Here is a 16,459-nt window from a genome sequence, read left to right on the forward strand (position 1 = left end):
TTGCAGGCTTTTTGTGTCTTGTTATTTGGTTTCTCTTACCAACCCGTCACTTCACGCAGACCTTGACCAATCTCAGCTAGAGATTTAACAGTCTTAACGCCAGCTGCTTCTAGTGCTGCGAACTTGTCTTCTGCCGTACCTTTACCACCAGAGATGATTGCACCTGCGTGCCCCATACGCTTACCAGGAGGAGCAGTAACACCCGCAATGTAAGAAACCACTGGCTTCGTTACGTTTTCTTTGATGTAAGCCGCTGCTTCTTCTTCCGCAGTACCACCGATTTCACCAATCATTACAATTGCTTCTGTTTCAGGGTCTTCTTGGAAAAGTTTCAGGATGTCGATGAAGTTTGAGCCTGGAATTGGGTCACCACCGATACCAACACACGTAGATTGACCAAAGCCCTCGTCAGTCGTTTGCTTGACTGCTTCGTATGTTAGTGTACCTGAGCGAGAAACGATGCCCACTTTACCTTTCTTGTGGATATGACCAGGCATGATGCCAATCTTACACTCATCAGGAGTGATAACACCCGGACAGTTAGGGCCAATCATGCGAACGCCTGTTTCCTCTAACTTCACTTTCACATCGATCATATCAATGGTTGGAATGCCTTCCGTAATTGTTACGATGAGCTCAATGCCAGCATCAATTGCTTCTAGGATTGCATCTTTACAGAATGGTGCTGGGACGTAGATTACTGTAGCCGTTGCGCCAGTCACTTCTACCGCTTCACGTACTGTGTTAAATACTGGAAGACCAAGGTGAGTTTGACCACCTTTGCCTGGAGATACACCACCTACCATTTGTGTACCATAAGCAATCGCCTGTTCTGAGTGGAAAGTACCTTGCCCACCAGTGAAGCCCTGACAGATTACTTTAGTGTCTTTGTTAATTAGTACAGACATTATTTAGCCTCCGCAGCAGCAACAACTTTCTGAGCAGCATCTGTTAGCGACTCAGCAGCAATGATATCAACATCAGAATTAGCAAGAACTTCGCGACCTAAGTCAGCGTTAGTCCCTTCTAGACGAACAACAACAGGTACCGTTACACCGACTTCTTTCACGGCACCGATGATGCCTTCTGCGATCATGTCACAACGAACGATACCGCCGAAGATATTTACTAGAACGGCTTTCACGTTGTCATCAGATAGGATGATCTTGAATGCTTCAGCTACGCGTTCTTTTGTTGCACCGCCACCTACGTCTAGGAAGTTCGCTGGCTTGCCACCGTGTAGGTTTACGATGTCCATTGTACCCATCGCTAGACCCGCGCCGTTAACCATACAACCTACATTGCCATCTAGTGCTACGTAGTTCAGCTCCCACTGAGCTGCATGCGCTTCACGCTCGTCTTCTTGTGAAGGATCGTGCATTTCACGAAGCTTAGGCTGACGATATAGTGCATTTGAGTCGATGTTGATCTTACCGTCAAGACACAGTAGGTTGCCTTCACCAGTAATCACCAGTGGGTTGATCTCTAGTAGCGCTAGGTCGTACTGAGAGAACATAGTGCCAAGACCCATAAAGATCTTAACGAATTGTTTAATTTGGTCACCTTCAAGACCAAGTTTGAACGCTAGCTCACGACCTTGGTAAGCCTGAGGGCCTACTAATGGATCGATTGCTGCTTTGTGGATTAGCTCCGGCGTTTCTTCCGCAACTTTTTCAATTTCCACCCCACCTTCAGTCGAAGCCATGAAAACGATCTTACGAGTTGCACGGTCAACAACCGCACCAAGGTAAAGTTCGTTAGCGATGTTAGACGCTTCTTCTACAAGGATTTTAGTAACAGGCTGACCATTTGCGTCTGTTTGGTAAGTCACCAAGTTCTTACCTAGCCACTTTTGAGCGAATTCTTTTACGCCATCTTTGGTGTCGTGCAGCTCTACGCCACCCGCTTTACCGCGGCCACCAGCGTGAACCTGACATTTTACGACTTTCTTATCTGTTGTAATGCGACCCGCCGCTTCGAAAGCTTCTTGTGGCGTATCACATGCGTAGCCTTCCGGTACAGGCAAACCGAATTCTGCAAACAGCTGTTTGGCTTGGTATTCATGCAAATTCATTTTGATATTCCGTTTGTTTTTCCCTTAAGGGAATTATAATTTCCATAACACCGCTATGATTGCGGTACATCTGTAGGGTCTTCTCAAATCAACTGCTTATTGTATATCGGAGCAGTTCAAGTGAAGGCCAGACGCTGAGCCAGTCTAGCCTTAGCTACCGTAGACGTCGAGTCATCACAGACAACTCGACGTTTTAGCGATATTAAACGTCTAATAGCAGACGGGCTGGATCTTCTAGTAACTCTTTAATCGTTACTAAGAAGCCCACTGATTCACGACCATCAATCAAACGGTGGTCGTAAGATAGAGCGAGATACATCATTGGCAAAATTTCTACTTTGCCATCCACCGCCATCGGACGATCTTGAATTTTGTGCATACCCAAAATTGCAGATTGTGGTGGGTTGATGATCGGTGTCGACATCAATGAGCCAAATACACCACCGTTAGTGATAGTGAAGTTACCGCCCATTAGCTCATCCACCGTTAGCTTGCCGTCACGGCCTTTGATTGCTAACTCTTTAATGCCTTTTTCAACATCAGCAAAACCTAGGGTATCGCAGTCTTTTAGAACTGGCGTCACTAAGCCGCGTGGCGTTGATACCGCCATGCTGATGTCGAAGTAGTTGTGGTAAACAATATCATCACCGTCAATTGACGCGTTTACTTCTGGGTAACGCTTCAGCGCTTCTGTTACAGCTTTCACGTAGAAAGACATGAAGCCTAGACGGATACCATGACGCTCTTCGAATTGATCTTTGTATTGCTTACGAAGGTCCATGATTGGCTTCATGTTCACTTCGTTAAACGTGGTCAGCATTGCCGTGTTGTTTTTCGCTTCTAGAAGACGGTTTGCTACTGTCTTACGTAGACGCGTCATTGGAACACGTTTTTGACTGCGAGCCGCTGCTGGCGCTTCAACCGCCGCAGGTGTTTCTGCTTTCGGTGCGGCTTTTGCGTTAGCAAGATGCGCGTCAATGTCCTCACGAGTGATTCGACCACCAACCCCAGAACCTTTCACCTGGCTTGCCTCTAAGCCGTGTTCAGCAAGAAGGCGACGAACTGCAGGGCTTAACGCGTCATTAGTTTCTTCAGTCAATGTTGCTTTGTGACGTTTATCAGGAGACGCTTGCGTATCTTCTGTCGTGTCTGCTGTTGGTTCGCCTGCAACTGCACCCGGCTTAAGTCTTGCAATTAGCTGTTTAGAAAGGACTGTCGCACCCTCTTCTTCAATAATTGCTTCTAGAACACCGGCTTCCGGAGCAGGAACTTCAAGCACTACTTTATCCGTTTCGATATCAACCAGAACTTCATCACGCTCTACTGCGTCGCCTGGTTTTTTGTGCCATGTCGCTACGGTTGCATCTGCAACTGATTCAGGTAAGTCTGGAACCAGAATTTCAATTGTCATAACTGTTTCTTCCTTTAACTTCTAGTTCTTAATTCGAAGTTGTTGAGTTCACATTCAGAGCGTCTTCAACCAACGCTTTTTGTTGTTTCAAGTGCACCGACATGTAGCCTACTGCTGGCGAAGCAGAAGCTGGGCGACCTGCGTATTTAAGATCTGCGCCTGCTGGAATAGCAGCACGGAAGTTATGTTGGCTACAGTACCAAGCGCCTTGGTTTTGAGGCTCTTCCTGACACCATACGAAATCTTCAACGTTCGTATATTGTGCAATCGCCGCTTGTACTTCTTCCATAGGGAATGGGTACAGTTGTTCAATACGTACAATAGCTACATCGTCTTGTTCGTTATTGCGACGTTGCTCTAGCAGGTCGAAATACACTTTGCCAGAACAGAACACAACACGTTTCACTTTGCTTGCTTCCAGATTATCAATTTCCGGAATTGCAGGTTGGAATGTGCCATCAGACAATTCTTCCAATGTTGATGTACAAAGTGGATGACGCAGTAACGACTTAGGTGACATAACAATCAGTGGGCGACGCATCGGACGCACCACCTGACGACGGATCATGTGGTAAACCTGTGCTGGCGTAGATGGCACTACAACTTGCATGTTTTGTTCCGCACACAATTGCAAGTAACGCTCAAGACGCGCTGAAGAGTGCTCAGGACCTTGACCCTCATAGCCATGTGGAAGAAGCATCGTCAAACCACACAGACGAGCCCATTTTTGCTCACCGGACGAGATGAATTGGTCGATCACAACCTGTGCGCCGTTTGCGAAGTCTCCGAACTGTGCTTCCCAAATTGTTAGACCACTTGGCTCTGCCGTTGCGTACCCGTATTCAAATGCCAGTACCGCTTCTTCTGACAATACAGAGTCAAAGACTTGGAATGGACCTTGTTTGTCATGAATATTGGCAAGCGGAATGTAGGTACTTGCGTCATTTTGGTTATGCAGCACCGAGTGACGGTGGAAGAAAGTACCACGGCCTGAATCCTGACCAGAGATACGAATACGCTTACCATCATCGACGATCGTCGCATAAGCTAACGTTTCTGCCATACCCCAATCGATCGCTTTTTCACCGCTAATCATGGCGGCACGATCGTTGTAAAGCTTGTTTACACGGCTTTGTAGCTTATGGCTATCCGGGTATTGAATGAGACGCTGACCAAGTTCTTTTAGACGTGTTTCATCGAACTTGCTTTCCCAGGCAACATCCCAGTCATGACCTAGATACGGAGACCAGTCAACCGAATGCAATGCCATTGGACGCCACTCTTTTACCACAACTTCACCTTTATCCAGTGCGTCACGGTATTCATTAACAAGCTGTGTGGCGACTTCAATGTCTGATTCGTTTTTGTCGATCAATACATCTGCGTATAGCTTACGAGGCGTTGGATGCTTCTTGATTTTTTGGTACATCAACGGCTGAGTCGCATTCGGCTCATCCGCTTCGTTATGACCATGACGACGGTAACAAACCAAATCAATCACAACATCACGCTTAAACTCGTTGCGGTAATCCAATGCGATACGTGTTACGAAAGCGACCGCTTCTGGATCGTCAGCATTAACGTGGAAAATAGGCGCCTGCACCATCTTCGCAATATCTGTACAGTACATGGTCGAGCGCGTATCACGAGGGTTAGAGGTTGTAAAACCAACTTGGTTGTTTACAACAATACGCACTGTACCGCCAACGCAGAAACCACGCGCAAGAGACATGTTGAATGTCTCTGCTACCACACCTTGACCAGCAATCGCTGAGTCACCATGAATAGTGATTGGCAGCACGCGACTGCCCTCAAAATCACCTAAGCGATCTTGGCGAGCTCGCACAGAACCGATAACGACTGGGTTTACAATCTCAAGGTGAGATGGGTTAAAGGCTAACGCAAGGTGAACATCGCCACCTGGTGTCGCAAAGTCAGCAGAAAAACCTTGGTGGTACTTAACATCACCCGTACCCCATGTATCATCGTGTTTACCTGCAAACTCATCGAACAAATCTTGTGGCTTCTTACCAAGAACGTTGACCAGCATATTCAAACGTCCACGGTGAGCCATACCGATAACCACTTCACGCATGCCACTCTTACCAGCATGACGAATCAGCTCTTTTGTCATCGGAATCAGTGCATCACCACCCTCTAGTGAAAAACGCTTTGCGCCTGGGAATTTAGCGCCCAAGTAACGCTCAAGACCTTCAGCAGCCGTTAGCTCCTCAAGGAATGTACGTTTTTCGTCTTTATCGAAAGATGGCTGACCTACGACAGACTCTAAACGTTGTTGAATCCAACGCTTTTGCTCTGTGTCAGTCATGTGCATGTATTCGGCACCGATAGAACCACAGTAAGTCTTCTTCAGTGCTGAGTAGATATCTTTCAACTGCATCGTCTCTTGGCCAATGGCAAAAGAACCTACGTTGAAAGTTTCTGCGAAGTCATCTTCGGTGAGATTGTGGAATGCAGGGTCTAGCTCCGCCACAGGTGGACGTTGCCATAGACCTAGAGGATCGAGCTCTGCAGCTTCATGACCGCGGAAGCGGTATGCGTTGATAAGCTGAAGAACTTTTACTTGCTTAGCGTCGACATCTGGATCACTAACTTGGACACTGTAATGCTTTGTTTCTTGAGCGAGTCGTCGGAAGTAGTCACGGACACGCGAATGTGGCTGTTCAACCACTTCTTCTGAGTTCTTAGGCAACTCATCAAATACGCGTTTCCACTCCTCACTTACCAGATCGGGATCACTTAGATACAGTTCGTAGAGGTCCTCTACATACGTTGCATTGGCGCCAGCCAAGTGTGAAGACTCGAGCCATGCCTTCATCACGCCGTTGTGCATATTTTCCCTTAACCAGTAGTTTTCACGTTTGCTTCGGTCTGCGCCGAGCTATTAAGAGCCGACCTAAGTAGGTCGGCAATTTTTGTTGTTAATTAAATCGAACGATTTACCAGCATCGACTTAATATGTCCGATGGCTTTCGTTGGATTTAGCCCCTTAGGACAAACACTTACACAATTCATGATGCCATGGCAACGAAAAACGCTAAATGCATCATCAAGATCGGACAAACGTTCATCAGTTGCCGTATCTCGGCTATCAATTAACCAACGATAGGCCGCGAGTAAACCAGCAGGGCCGATAAATTTGTCTGGATTCCACCAGAAAGATGGACAAGAAGTCGTACAACATGCACACATTATACATTCGTACAATCCATCTAAATGTGCACGTTCATCTGGTGACTGTAAGTTTTCTCTTGATGGTGGCAACGCGCCGTCATCAATCAAGAAAGGTTTAACTTTTGCATAGTTATCATAGAACTGTGTCATGTCAACGATAAGATCGCGCACTACTGGTAGCCCTGGTAGCGGTCTGATGACAATCTGTTCGCCAGATAAAGCAGAAAGTGGAGTAATACACGCCAAGCCATTTTTGCCGTTCATGTTGAGGCCATCTGAACCACATACACCCTCACGACAAGAGCGACGAAATGCAATCGTTGGATCTTGCTCTTTTAGCAGAATAAGTGCATCCAGAACCATCATGTCTGAACCTTCATCCACTTCAAGGACATAGTCTTTCATGTATGGTTTTGTATCAACATCTGGATTGTAGCGATACAAAGAGAAGTTAAGTTTCATCGTCATTTCCTCCTCTTAGTATGTACGTACTTTTGGTGGGAACGCCTCACGGTGGGTCGGCGTCATATTTACATCACGCTTGGTCATCGCTTCTGTTTCCGGGTTGTAAATTGAGTGGCATAGCCAGTTCTCATCATCACGCTCTGGGAAGTCGAATCGGGCATGTGCACCACGGCTTTCTGTACGGTAGTTTGCTGCGACCGCTGTCGAGAAAGCGGTTTCCATCAAGTTATCCAATTCAAGACACTCGATACGCTGCGTGTTGAACTCTGAGGACTTATCAGCAAGATGTGCATGTTGCAGACGGTCTCGAATGACTTTCAATTCTTCTAAGCCGGTCGCCATTGCGTCACCCTCTCGGAATACCGAGAAGCTATTTTGCATACAAGATTGTAAATCTTTGCGGATTTGAACAGGGTCTTCGCCGCCTTTACTGTTTTCCCAACGCATGGTGCGTGCAAGAGATGCTTCAATATCAGATTCTGTTGCTGGGCGTGCCTCAGCTTGCGCTGCCAATGTCTCCCCAAGGTGCAGGCCTGTTGCGCGGCCAAATACCACAAGGTCAAGCAGTGAGTTACCACCTAGACGGTTCGCACCATGTACCGATACTGATGCGATTTCACCACAAGCGTACAAACCTTGAACTTCAACATCGCTGCCGTCAGCCATTTGTTTGATCGCTTGACCAGAAACCTGAGTCGGTACACCGCCCATCATGTAGTGACACGTAGGAATAACCGGAATTGGTTCTTTAACTGGGTCAACGTGAGCGAACGTGCGTGAAAGTTCACAGATGCCTGGTAGGCGTGACTCAAGAACATCTTTACCTAGGTGATCCAGTTTCAGCTTAATATGTGGTCCCCAAGGTCCATCACAACCACGACCTTCACGGATTTCAATCATCATTGAGCGCGCAACAACATCACGACCCGCAAGATCTTTCGCGTTTGGTGCGTAACGTTCCATAAAGCGTTCGCCGTCTTTGTTTAGAAGGTAACCACCTTCACCACGACAGCCCTCTGTTACTAGAACACCTGCGCCAGCAATGCCTGTTGGGTGGAACTGCCACATTTCCATGTCTTGCATTGGAACGCCAGCGCGCAGCGCCATACCAACGCCGTCACCGGTATTAATATGAGCATTGGTTGTAGACGCATAGATACGACCCGCACCACCTGTTGCTAGGATGGTTGCTTTCGATTTGAAGTAACAAATCTCGCCCGTTTCCATACAAATAGCCGTACAACCCATGATTGCGCCATCTTGGTTTTTCACCAAGTCTAGTGCGTACCATTCAGAGAAAATCGTGGTCTTGTGTTTTACGTTTTGCTGGTAGAGAGTATGAAGAAGCGCGTGACCAGTACGGTCCGCTGCCGCTGCCGTACGTGCAGCTTGCTCACCACCAAACTCTTTAGACTGGCCACCAAATGGGCGTTGGTAAATAGATCCATCATCAAAACGAGAAAATGGTAAGCCCATCTTCTCTAGCTCAATAACAGACTCAGGGCCGTTCTTACACATGTACTCAATCGCATTCTGATCACCGATGTAATCTGAACCTTTTACTGTGTCGTACATATGCCATTGCCAATCATCCTTATGCGAGTTACCTAGCGCAACGGTAATACCACCTTGTGCCGAAACCGTATGAGAACGAGTTGGGAAAACTTTAGACAGCAAAGCACAAGATAGGCCTTGCTCTGAAATTTGCAGTGCAGCGCGCATGCCCGCACCACCAGCGCCGATTACTACGGCATCAAATTCACGAACTGGAATAGACACTTACGCACCCCACAAAATAAATAGACCAGAGAAGACATAACCGAATAGCACGGCAATTACACCAAGTTGTAGTGCGCCACGAAGTTTCGCGCACTTAATGTAATCAGTTAACACTTGCCACAGGCCAATCCATGCATGGATAAGAACGGAAACAAGGGCCAACATGGTGAAGACTTTAGTGAATGTACCACCAAAGAATTGGGTCCAAGATGCGTAAGAGATATCCGAGAAAGCACAAAAGCTCACCAGATAAATCGTATATAACGTCATAATGATGGCTGAAGCACGAATAAGTAGGAAATCGTGCACACCATTACGACCAAATGAAGATACGTGTTTTACCATACCAAGATCCCCGCCAATAGTGATAGCACTGCAGTTGCACCGAACGTAACTTTAGCGCTCATCGCGCCTGATTCGAGCTCTTCGAAATGGCCTAAGTCCATCAATAGATGACGAACGCCACCAGCAATATGGTAGGCAAGTGCAGTTAGGATGCCCCATAGAATCAGTTTCACGAAGAAGCCATCAACAATGTCTGCGGCTTCCATAAAACCTATCGGGGATGACAGAGATATGGACAGTAACCAAAGTAATATACCCACCGCAACAAACGTAATCACACCAGAGACACGGTGTAGGATTGACGCGATTGCTGTGATGGGAAAGCGGATGGTCTGTAAATCTAAATTAACAGGTCTTGACTTTCTTTCTTTCACGGGCTTGCTCACTCAGCTCCATTGAGCATTTATTGTTATAACCAATTTCAGCTTCCAAACGTGCAAAAGTTAACAATTGATTAACAAATAACCCCAACAATCCGAGAGATAATTGTAAATGAGTTGTTAACTGTCGAGTACTATAAACAAACCTCACTTTTGTTTTTAGACCCGAACTTATAAGGATTTAACCAAAATTTTCTGAGCCAATATACGGCTAGCAACATTCTAATACAATTGATGTAACAAATTATGCTACATAGAACAGATTTTTAACGATTTTCATGAGAAAAATCATAACAAGTGCACACAAAGATGGAGAAAAATTGACTTTAAGCTTTAACAACAGTACAAAAATGGCACATAAACATCCTGGACGGATTAAATAATAAGCAAAGGAGATTGTTATGGCGGATAAGAAAGCGACCCTTCATGTTGAAGGTCATGCGCCAATCGAGCTACCAATTATGGATGGTACTATTGGTACGCCTGTAATTGACGTTCGTAAACTGGGAGCCAATGGTTACTTTACTTTTGACCCTGGTTTTCTTGCCACTGCATCTTGTGAATCATCAATCACTTATATCGATGGCGGCAAAGGTATTCTTTTGCACCGTGGTTATCCGATTGATCAATTAGCCAATAACGCAGATTACTTAGAAGTTTGTTATATCCTGCTATACGGTGAAGCCCCAACCCGTGACCAATATGAGCAATTCAAAACAACCGTAACTCGCCACACTATGGTGCATGAGCAAATCGCAAGCTTCTTCCATGGCTTCCGTCGTGATGCTCACCCAATGGCGGTGATGTGTGGTGTTGTTGGTGCACTGGCAGCGTTCTACCACGACTCACTAGACATCAATAATGATGAGCACCGTGAGATTGCTGCGTATCGACTCATCTCAAAAATGCCAACACTGGCGGCGATGTGTTACAAGTACTCTATCGGCCAACCATTTATCTACCCTCGTAATGATCTAAGTTACGCAGAAAACTACCTGCACATGATGTTTGCTAACCCATGTGAAGAGTATGAAGTGAACCCAGTTGTGGCTCGTGCGATGGATAAAATCTTTACGCTCCACGCAGACCACGAACAAAACGCTTCAACATCAACGGTTCGACTATCAGGCTCATCTGGTGCAAACCCATTTGCCTGTATTGCCGCAGGTATTGCTTCTCTATGGGGCCCAGCTCACGGTGGTGCGAATGAAGCGTGTCTGAAGATGCTTGAAGAGATCGGCAGTGTCGATAACATTCCTGAATTTGTAGAGCGCGCAAAAGATAAAGACGACCCATTCCGTTTAATGGGCTTTGGTCACCGCGTATACAAAAACTACGACCCTCGTGCTACTGTGATGCGTGAAACCTGTCATGAAGTGCTAAAAGAGCTAAACATTAAAGATCCACTACTAGATGTAGCGATGGAGCTTGAACGTATTGCACTTTCTGACGAATACTTCGTGTCTAAGAAGCTATACCCGAACGTAGATTTCTACTCAGGTATTATCCTAAAAGCGATCGGTATTCCAGTCTCGATGTTTACGGTAATCTTCGCGATTTCTCGTACTATCGGTTGGATTGCTCACTGGAACGAAATGCACAGCGACCCACTAAACCGTATTGGTCGTCCTCGTCAGCTATACATGGGCGAAAGTCAGCGCGATTTTGCTCCTCTGCATGAGCGCGAATAAGCTCTAAGCTCTAAGCTCTAAGCTCTAAGCTCTAAGCTCTAAGCTCTAAGCTCTAAGCTCTAAGCTCTAAGCTCTAAGAAAGACAAAAAAGGGTTGCAATGTAAATCGCAACCCTTTCTATTTGAATTTAAACGGGATTATCAATATCGATAAACTCTACATCCAACCCATGCTCTTTTGCGAGCCACTCACCTAACGCTTTGATACCATAACGCTCAGTTGCATGATGCCCTGCCGAAAAATAGTGAATATCCAACTCTCGAGCAGTGTAAGTTGTCCGCTCTGAAATTTCACCGGAGATGAAAGCGTCTAGACCATGCTGTGCAGCAAGCTCAATGTAATCTTGTCCGCCCCCTGTACACCAACCTACCGTCTCAATCAATTTGTCGGCATTTTCAGGCTCTATATGCAGAGGCTCACGGTTTAATGCTCGTTGGATTTTTTTTGCGAACTCAGCACCAGTCATCGCTTGTTTCAAACGACCAAACATTGCCACAGACTGTGGGTGACCTTCTAGCCCACCTTCCACGTTAATATTCAACAAACGTGCAAGCTCAGCGTTATTGCCTAATTCTGGATGAATATCTAACGGTAAATGGTAACCGTAAAGATTAATATCATTTTTAATCAAGCTGCGAATACGCTTTCCTTTCATTCCTCGAATGGGCTCTGGTTCACCTTTCCAGAAGTATCCATGGTGAACAAGCAATGCATCAGCCTCTACCTCGATGGCTCTATCAATCAATGCTTGGGAAGCGGTTACGCCAGTTACGATACGTTTGATTTCTAATTTACCCTCAACTTGCATACCGTTAGGTGCATAATCTTTAATGAGTTGAGAGGATAATTTCTCGTTGAGGATCTTTTCTAGCTGTAAATTATTCATTGTGACTTCCAATATTTTTAGCTTAATGGAAGTGTATATCGAACCACAATCAGGATGCTAGTTGTGGCATCCCCAACCTGAAAAAATTTCGATACAATACATTCAAGTAACTCAAAGAGACAAGATTCAGCGCTCGTCACTTAGCCAAGCCTCTTAACGTCGCATAGGTAAATAAGTGCTCTGGTAAATAAGTGCTTTCCTCGTAATTACAAGGACAATGGATGAACTCACTACAACGCTTTTATCAATGGATTGCTAACACGCCTCCACTCTTCAAAATCACTCCCCCTTTTATTACCGTTGATAATATCCCTACCTCCCCCCTATCAGGAGATGAAAACTATCATGGCAACCCTCGGCTCGGTTTTTTATACCAACACCTTTGCACCAAACTCCTGACTGATTCATCACGGTATGAGTTCATTGCCGATGAAATTCAACTGAATGACTCAAAGGGTCGAACGATTGGGGCGGTTGATTTGATACTTAAAAATCTTGAAGACGAAGAATACGAACACTGGGAAGTTGCGATTAAATTCTATTTGTTGCATCAGGGGATTTGGTATGGGCCGAACGCTCACGATCAATTGCACAAAAAGTTAGATCGCATGTTGACTCATCAGCTCAAAATGAGCCAAAGGGAAGAATTTCATCAACAATTGTTATTGGATAAAAACCCTGTTGAACGCTTACTGATCCAAGGACGGCTTTACATCAATCCTTTTAGTCGAGAAAACGTTCCTAAAGCATGCTTAGGCTACGACTTAGATCCTAATCAGGTCATTGGCTATTGGTGCTATCAAAGCCAATGGGAGCAAATCGGCGAACCACTCTACGCCCTTTCCAAGCCACAATGGGCAATTGGTACCAATGAGTACTTAACGCCAATCGACAAACCATCAAATCGATTTGTTCACGCTCAAACGCAAAACGGTCAATTTTGGTTCATCGTTGAAGATTCTTGGCCTAATCATGCCAATACAGAGAACACAAAAAAATAAATGTTTAGTACTTAGAGCCGAAAAAAAAAAGGGCTGACACATGGTCAGCCCTTAAAGAAAATACTGTCTCGATTACAGGCCTGCGGCTGCAAATACTTGATTAACAATTTCTTGAGCTTCTGCTTCGATTTGTTTTAGGTGCTCTTCACCTTTAAAGCTTTCGCAGTAAATTTTATAAATGTCTTCTGTGCCTGATGGGCGAGCAGCGAACCAACCATTAGCTGTCGTTACTTTAAGACCACCAATTGCAGCACCATTACCTGGAGCGTGCGTTAGACGTGCAGTGATTGCATCACCCGCTAGTGTTTCCGCTGCAACCATTTCTGGTGACAACTTCTTCAAGACGTCTTTTTGTGGGCCATTCGCTACAGCTTGAATACGGTTGTACTTAGACTCGCCATGCTTAGCAGCCAACTCTTCATAGTAGTCTTGTGGGTTCTTACCTGTTACTGCAGTGATCTCTGCTGCTAGAAGACATAGCAAGATACCATCTTTGTCTGTTGACCAAGGCGTGCCATCTTTACGAAGGAAAGACGCACCCGCACTTTCCTCACCGCCAAAGCCAAACTTACCAGTGTATAAGCCATCAACAAACCATTTAAAACCAACAGGTACTTCGCAAAGCTCGCGACCTAGATCAGCCACAACACGGTCAATCAGTGCACTTGATACTAGCGTTTTACCAACAGCAACGTCTTTACCCCACGCATCACGATGACGGTATAGGTAATCGATACACACTGCTAGAAAATGGTTCGGGTTCATCAAACCTTTTGGCGTTACGATACCGTGACGGTCATAGTCAGGGTCGTTACCAAATGCCAAGTCGTATTCGTCTTTAAGCGCCAATAAACCTGCCATTGCGTAAGGCGAAGAACAGTCCATACGCACTACGCCATCTTTGTCTAGAGACATGAATTGGAAAGATGGATCAATCGCTTCACTCACTAGTGTGAGGTCTAGGTTGTATGCCTTGCCAATTTGACGCCAGTAATCGATGCCGCTGCCACCTAGTGGATCAACACCAATCTTAATATTTGCTTTCTGAATGGCTTCCATATCGATAACGTTCACTAGATCATCGATGTATGGTTTCACCAAGTCCATCTCTACAAACAGATCCGATGCTTTCGCTTCTGCTAGTGGTAGACGTTTAACACCTTGCAAATCTTCAGCAATCAGGGCGTTCGCACGATCTTCGATCGCTTGAGTTAGTTCAGCCTCTGCTGGGCCACCATGCGTCGGGTTGTATTTGATACCGCCATCTTGTGGTGGGTTGTGAGATGGTGTAATTACGATACCATCTGCTTTGTCATCGTGCGAGATGTTGTAAGTTAATATCGCATGGGAAATACCCGGCGTTGGTGTGTAGCCATTGTCTTCCTGCACAATCACTTTCACGCCATTTGCAATCAGCACTTCAATCACACTAGAAAACGCAGGCTCCGACAACGCATGCGTGTCTTTACCCACAAACAGTGGACCCGTTGTACCTTGCTCAGCACGAACTTCTGCTACCGCTTGAGCAATCGCTAAAATGTGGTTTTCGTTAAAGGTGTGCTTATCTGCGGTGCCGCGGTGGCCAGAAGTGCCAAATTGAACTTTGTGTTCTGCATTCGCCGCATCTGGTTGAAGTAAGAAGTAGTTAGCAACGAGTGCTGGGATATTGTGAAGATCTTCCTGCTGCGCTTTTTGCCCAGCACGAGGGTGCATAGCCATGTTTGACATCCTTTCTAAAAATATACTTACAAAATCAAAAAAGCCTCATAATATCCGCTAAACGCTACACATTATGAGGCTTCTATCAGGTTTCTTAAATTGAACCTGTCACTTTTTCTATTAAGTCCGGTTGGAATTCCATGTTAGCCATCACTTGTTCAACCATTTGTCGTTTACGACTGGTATTGTTATTCGTGATTACCCAAAACGGTGTCCCTGGGATTGCTTTTGGTTTGGTAGTATTGCCATTCGCCAATAGCGTTTCTTCATTGTCAGCAAAGTAAACACGCTTGCGTCCTTTTACTTTGGTCGCCTGAGAGAAACCCTCTGGGTTCAATTGATGTAAGGTTGATAGCACCAACATGAAGCGATCAATCGCTTTCTTTAATCCGGCAAATTCATCAGAAATCAGCAGAGAACGCATCTCTTTCACTAAGTCTACAGAATCTGTTTTACCCGCATCTTTACTTACTACAATACCTTGAGGCTGCTCGATAACAGGAGCAAGTTCTGCTTCCTGCAACTGGCCATCAAGGTTTAAAAGGCGTCGCAAAATATCCGAGGCGCTTTCACCGATATGCATAGTTTGACTTGCAATAAAACGGTATAGATCCTCATCAACCTCAATTGTTTTCATTCGCTTTTCACATTCTCAATGTTTAAACTCTGGGGGATTATAACGAGATCCTCACGGATACTCCACGTTAAACCCATCACGAATAAGATAAAATGTCAGCATTGCTCAACTATAAACAAGAAGGCCAAGGCCAAACGGTTGTTTTGATTCATGGATTGTTTGGAAGTTTCAGTAATCTTGGCTTACTGGCACGCGATCTTTCACAAGATCATTCCGTGATCAGTATTGATCTGCGAAATCATGGTTTGTCATTTCATACCGATGTTCATGATTATCCTTCCATGGCGCAAGATGTCGTTGATTTACTTACCCATTTAAACGTCCAATCTGCACTCGTGATAGGACACTCTATGGGAGGCAAAGTCGCCATGAAAGTCGCTGATATTGCTCCACAACTGGTCAAACAGCTTATGGTCTTGGATATCGCTCCAGTGGCATACGATACGAATCGCCATGAGAATGTGTTTAGTGGACTTCAAGCGGTAATCGCAGAGCAACCGACTAACCGACAACAGGCGATGACGATTCTCGCTCAACATATCGAGATCGACGGCGTTAGGCAGTTTTTATCTAAATCACTATTTAATAATGACGGCAAAATGGATTGGCGTTTTAATGTAGGTAGCTTACTTAGAAATTACACCAACATTATCGGATGGGAAGAGATTACTCCAACTGGTATCCCCACTCTGTTCATTAAAGGTGGCGATTCAGATTATCTCATGCCCGAGCATCAACCAGCAGTGAAGCGACAATTTAATAATGCAAAAGCGCACATTATCGCCAATACTGGGCACTGGTTACATGCAGAAAAACCAGCTGAAGTTCTACGCGTGATCAGGAAACACATTTCAAGTTAACAAATTAGAAAAACAA

14 protein-coding genes are annotated in these 16,459 nt (G+C 45.4%); 3 read left to right on the forward strand and 11 right to left on the reverse strand.

Features of this window, described 5'->3' with window-relative positions:
- Positions 1 to 35: 35 nt before the first annotated feature.
- The 8 genes from sucD to sdhC all read right to left on the reverse strand — a co-directional run bounded on the left by sucD (position 36) and on the right by sdhC (position 9,655).
- Positions 36 to 908 carry a succinate--CoA ligase subunit alpha gene (gene sucD / locus KHN78_RS03200; RefSeq protein WP_099079337.1) on the reverse strand — a complete coding sequence of 291 codons (873 nt, stop codon included), beginning with the start codon at positions 906 to 908 and terminating at the stop codon, positions 36 to 38.
- The gene (sucC, locus tag KHN78_RS03205; protein WP_128811351.1) at positions 908 to 2,074 is read right to left on the reverse strand and encodes an ADP-forming succinate--CoA ligase subunit beta; all 1,167 of its coding nucleotides are present in this window, start codon (positions 2,072 to 2,074) and stop codon (positions 908 to 910) included. The genes sucD and sucC overlap by 1 nt, the downstream gene beginning before the upstream one ends.
- A gap of 202 nt (positions 2,075 to 2,276) precedes the next feature.
- Positions 2,277 to 3,485: a 2-oxoglutarate dehydrogenase complex dihydrolipoyllysine-residue succinyltransferase gene (odhB, locus tag KHN78_RS03210; RefSeq protein ID WP_128811352.1), complete on the reverse strand. Its 1,209-nt coding sequence runs from the start codon at positions 3,483 to 3,485 to the stop codon at positions 2,277 to 2,279.
- A 28-nt stretch (positions 3,486 to 3,513) separates the two neighbouring features.
- Positions 3,514 to 6,339 carry a 2-oxoglutarate dehydrogenase E1 component gene (gene sucA, locus KHN78_RS03215; RefSeq protein WP_211919791.1) on the reverse strand — a complete coding sequence of 942 codons (2,826 nt, stop codon included), beginning with the start codon at positions 6,337 to 6,339 and terminating at the stop codon, positions 3,514 to 3,516.
- Positions 6,340 to 6,431: 92 nt separating this feature from the next.
- Positions 6,432 to 7,142 carry a succinate dehydrogenase iron-sulfur subunit gene (locus KHN78_RS03220; protein WP_128812326.1) on the reverse strand — a complete coding sequence of 237 codons (711 nt, stop codon included), beginning with the start codon at positions 7,140 to 7,142 and terminating at the stop codon, positions 6,432 to 6,434.
- Positions 7,143 to 7,157: 15 nt separating this feature from the next.
- On the reverse strand, positions 7,158 to 8,924 hold the full coding sequence (gene sdhA / locus KHN78_RS03225) for a succinate dehydrogenase flavoprotein subunit (protein WP_211919792.1): 1,767 nt from the start codon (positions 8,922 to 8,924) through the stop codon (positions 7,158 to 7,160).
- On the reverse strand, positions 8,925 to 9,269 hold the full coding sequence (sdhD, locus tag KHN78_RS03230) for a succinate dehydrogenase, hydrophobic membrane anchor protein (protein ID WP_128811355.1): 345 nt from the start codon (positions 9,267 to 9,269) through the stop codon (positions 8,925 to 8,927).
- Positions 9,263 to 9,655 carry a succinate dehydrogenase cytochrome b556 subunit gene (gene sdhC / locus KHN78_RS03235; RefSeq protein WP_128811356.1) on the reverse strand — a complete coding sequence of 131 codons (393 nt, stop codon included), beginning with the start codon at positions 9,653 to 9,655 and terminating at the stop codon, positions 9,263 to 9,265. The genes sdhD and sdhC overlap by 7 nt, the downstream gene beginning before the upstream one ends.
- 395 nt (positions 9,656 to 10,050) lie before the next feature.
- On the opposite strand from sdhC, the gene KHN78_RS03240 reads away from it, so the two are divergent.
- Entirely contained in the window at positions 10,051 to 11,340 is a 1,290-nt protein-coding gene (locus KHN78_RS03240; RefSeq protein ID WP_211919793.1) for a citrate synthase, read from the forward strand.
- Positions 11,341 to 11,467: 127 nt separating this feature from the next.
- Here KHN78_RS03240 and KHN78_RS03245 read toward each other — a convergent pair whose 3' ends face one another.
- Positions 11,468 to 12,226, reverse strand: coding sequence for a Nif3-like dinuclear metal center hexameric protein (locus tag KHN78_RS03245; protein WP_211919794.1), 759 nt, complete (start codon positions 12,224 to 12,226; stop codon positions 11,468 to 11,470).
- Between the two features lie 221 nt (positions 12,227 to 12,447).
- Here KHN78_RS03245 and KHN78_RS03250 point away from each other — a divergent pair, with 221 nt between their 5' ends.
- Complete coding sequence (locus KHN78_RS03250) at positions 12,448 to 13,227, forward strand: DUF1853 family protein (RefSeq protein WP_211919795.1); 780 nt, start codon at positions 12,448 to 12,450, stop codon at positions 13,225 to 13,227.
- A 72-nt stretch (positions 13,228 to 13,299) separates the two neighbouring features.
- On the opposite strand, the gene pgm is transcribed toward KHN78_RS03250, so the two are convergent.
- Together pgm and seqA are read right to left on the reverse strand one after the other, a co-directional pair.
- On the reverse strand, positions 13,300 to 14,946 hold the full coding sequence (pgm, locus tag KHN78_RS03255) for a phosphoglucomutase (alpha-D-glucose-1,6-bisphosphate-dependent) (RefSeq protein ID WP_211919796.1): 1,647 nt from the start codon (positions 14,944 to 14,946) through the stop codon (positions 13,300 to 13,302).
- Positions 14,947 to 15,040: 94 nt separating this feature from the next.
- Entirely contained in the window at positions 15,041 to 15,583 is a 543-nt protein-coding gene (gene seqA / locus KHN78_RS03260; RefSeq protein ID WP_128811361.1) for a replication initiation negative regulator SeqA, read from the reverse strand.
- Between the two features lie 92 nt (positions 15,584 to 15,675).
- Between seqA and KHN78_RS03265 the strand changes: the two genes are divergently transcribed.
- Positions 15,676 to 16,443, forward strand: coding sequence for an alpha/beta fold hydrolase (locus KHN78_RS03265; protein ID WP_211919797.1), 768 nt, complete (start codon positions 15,676 to 15,678; stop codon positions 16,441 to 16,443).
- Positions 16,444 to 16,459 lie beyond the last annotated feature (16 nt).

It is taken from the genome of Vibrio sp. B1REV9 (genome assembly GCF_905175395.2).
GTDB classification, from domain to species: domain Bacteria; phylum Pseudomonadota; class Gammaproteobacteria; order Enterobacterales; family Vibrionaceae; genus Vibrio; species Vibrio alfacsensis.

Coding starts and splice junctions, on each gene's coding strand:
- sucD (WP_099079337.1), bottom strand. CDS start 908: ATGTCTGTACTAATTAACAAAGACACTAAAGTAATCTGTCAGGGCTTC.
- sucC (WP_128811351.1), bottom strand. CDS start 2,074: ATGAATTTGCATGAATACCAAGCCAAACAGCTGTTTGCAGAATTCGGT.
- odhB (WP_128811352.1), bottom strand. CDS start 3,485: ATGACAATTGAAATTCTGGTTCCAGACTTACCTGAATCAGTTGCAGAT.
- sucA (WP_211919791.1), bottom strand. CDS start 6,339: ATGCACAACGGCGTGATGAAGGCATGGCTCGAGTCTTCACACTTGGCT.
- KHN78_RS03220 (WP_128812326.1), bottom strand. CDS start 7,142: ATGAAACTTAACTTCTCTTTGTATCGCTACAATCCAGATGTTGATACA.
- sdhD (WP_128811355.1), bottom strand. CDS start 9,269: ATGGTAAAACACGTATCTTCATTTGGTCGTAATGGTGTGCACGATTTC.
- KHN78_RS03240 (WP_211919793.1), top strand. CDS start 10,051: ATGGCGGATAAGAAAGCGACCCTTCATGTTGAAGGTCATGCGCCAATC.
- KHN78_RS03245 (WP_211919794.1), bottom strand. CDS start 12,226: ATGAATAATTTACAGCTAGAAAAGATCCTCAACGAGAAATTATCCTCT.
- KHN78_RS03250 (WP_211919795.1), top strand. CDS start 12,448: ATGAACTCACTACAACGCTTTTATCAATGGATTGCTAACACGCCTCCA.
- pgm (WP_211919796.1), bottom strand. CDS start 14,946: ATGGCTATGCACCCTCGTGCTGGGCAAAAAGCGCAGCAGGAAGATCTT.
- seqA (WP_128811361.1), bottom strand. CDS start 15,583: ATGAAAACAATTGAGGTTGATGAGGATCTATACCGTTTTATTGCAAGT.
- KHN78_RS03265 (WP_211919797.1), top strand. CDS start 15,676: ATGTCAGCATTGCTCAACTATAAACAAGAAGGCCAAGGCCAAACGGTT.